Source organism: Acinetobacter sp. UBA3132, assembly GCF_002364825.1.
In the GTDB taxonomy this organism is placed as follows: Bacteria; Pseudomonadota; Gammaproteobacteria; order Pseudomonadales; family Moraxellaceae; genus Acinetobacter; species Acinetobacter schindleri.
Genome location: NZ_DEZM01000036.1, coordinates 2,607 through 4,150, shown reverse-complemented (window position 1 = coordinate 4,150; position 1,544 = coordinate 2,607). Strand labels below are relative to the sequence as shown.

General features: G+C 39.1%; 2 protein-coding genes and 1 pseudogene. 2 read left to right on the top strand and 1 reads right to left on the bottom strand.

Features of this window, described 5'->3' with window-relative positions; all coding sequences use genetic code 11:
* Positions 1-271, top strand: a pseudogene (locus tag B4033_RS01450) (MarR family transcriptional regulator); the annotation flags it as partial.
* A gap of 164 nt (positions 272-435) precedes the next feature.
* On the top strand, positions 436-1,125 hold the full coding sequence (locus B4033_RS01445) for a GntR family transcriptional regulator (protein WP_163169469.1): 690 nt from the start codon (positions 436-438) through the stop codon (positions 1,123-1,125).
* A gap of 108 nt (positions 1,126-1,233) precedes the next feature.
* Here the strand turns inward: B4033_RS01445 and B4033_RS01440 are convergent.
* On the bottom strand, positions 1,234-1,544 hold a 311-nt coding region (locus B4033_RS01440; RefSeq protein WP_286831411.1), incomplete at its 5' end, for a 2Fe-2S iron-sulfur cluster-binding protein.

Here is a 1,544-nt window from a genome sequence, read left to right as displayed (position 1 = left end):
GCGTTCTTTTATCAAACCCCAATCGACTAATAAAATTCTACAGGATTTATTAAGTAGCGGCTGGATTAGTAAGGAATCGGACCCCTCTCATGGTCGTCGTATTCTTGTGAATGTCACTCAAGCAGGGTTAAATAAATTAAGCGAGTGTCGGGCAGTCGTTCAGGAACTGGAACAAACGATGCTAAAAGGCGTGGATATTAATCTGGCCTTTTTGATCAGGAATAATCTTGAAATCATGGCCACTAATTTACAGCATTTTCAGGAAGGATAATTTTCTATATCATCAGGTCGGATTTGAGTTCGTCTAGCTACTTTTCAATGTCTATTCTTGAGGAAGCAATAACTTAATAAGCTGAATAGGATCTTCATGACTTCTGTTGAATTATTTTCATGCACCCGGTAGCATCAGTGCACATATTATAGATGAGTAAGTCCATGTCATCAGGTCAGCAAGTACTGATTGAACTTAGAAAAATGATTATTTCAGGTGAAATTCCGGGCGGTGCTCGCATGGCTGAAATTCCAACAGCAGAAATGCTTGGAGTTTCACGTCAACCGGTGCGTATGGCATTTAAACTGCTTGAGCAAGAAGGATTATTATTAAAAAATCCAACCCGCGGCTATACAGTTAGAGAAATTTCTCCCAAGTTGATTCAGGATGCACTTGAGGTGCGAGGAGTGCTTGAAGGCCTGGCAGCAAAAAAACTGGCAGAAAAAGGGCTAAGTACGCAGCAAAAAGATCAGTTAATGCAGTGCATTATTCAAATAGAGCCAATATTTAAAAAAACTGAACTAAGTAATGAGGATATTGAAATCTATCATTATTACAATACCATTTTTCATAATACGATTATTCAAGGCTCAGATAATATCGCTATTGTGCAGGCTCTGAGTAAGAATAATCAGCTACCCATGGCTTCTGCCCAAGCCTTAACTTATGATAAAAATAATCCCCTCTCAGAAATTCGCCGTCTGCATCATGCCCATATTCAACACTGTGCCATTTTCAATGCTTTAAAAAATCGTGATTCAGCACGAGCAGAGAGTCTGATGCGTGAACATAGCCATGTAGTCACTCTGGGCGATATGATGCGTTCTATTTTTAATTCACATGTGCATTCCTAAGGTTAAGCCTTTTCTTTAAATAAAAAAATCCCTTCTGAGGGTGCAGAAGGGTGGAAAGTTGAGAAAGATTAAACTGCTAGTTTTAATGAGATAGCAGTTTTTTATTTTTTAAAGATCAATAACTAGCATTTTAGATTTTGCACGCGAGCAGCATGGAGTAAATTGATCTTGTGCCGCCTGTTCTTCTTCAGTTAAATACATATCCCGGTGGTCAATTTCACCCTCTACTACCTTCACTAAGCAGGTACCACAAATACCCTGTTCGCAAGAAACAGGAATACTTACCCCAGCAGCTTCAAGTGCTTGTACAGCTGTTTGGTCTTGTGCAACATGGATCAGTTGGCCGGTTTTTTGAACTTTAATAGTGAAACTACCATCTTCATTGGTATCAATTGTTGGTGCGCTAAAGTGTTCTTTAT

Bases quoted from the DNA above. Each gene is read 5' to 3' on its own strand.
- B4033_RS01445 (WP_163169469.1), top strand. From the start codon at position 436: ATGTCATCAGGTCAGCAAGTACTGATTGAACTTAGAAAAATGATTATT.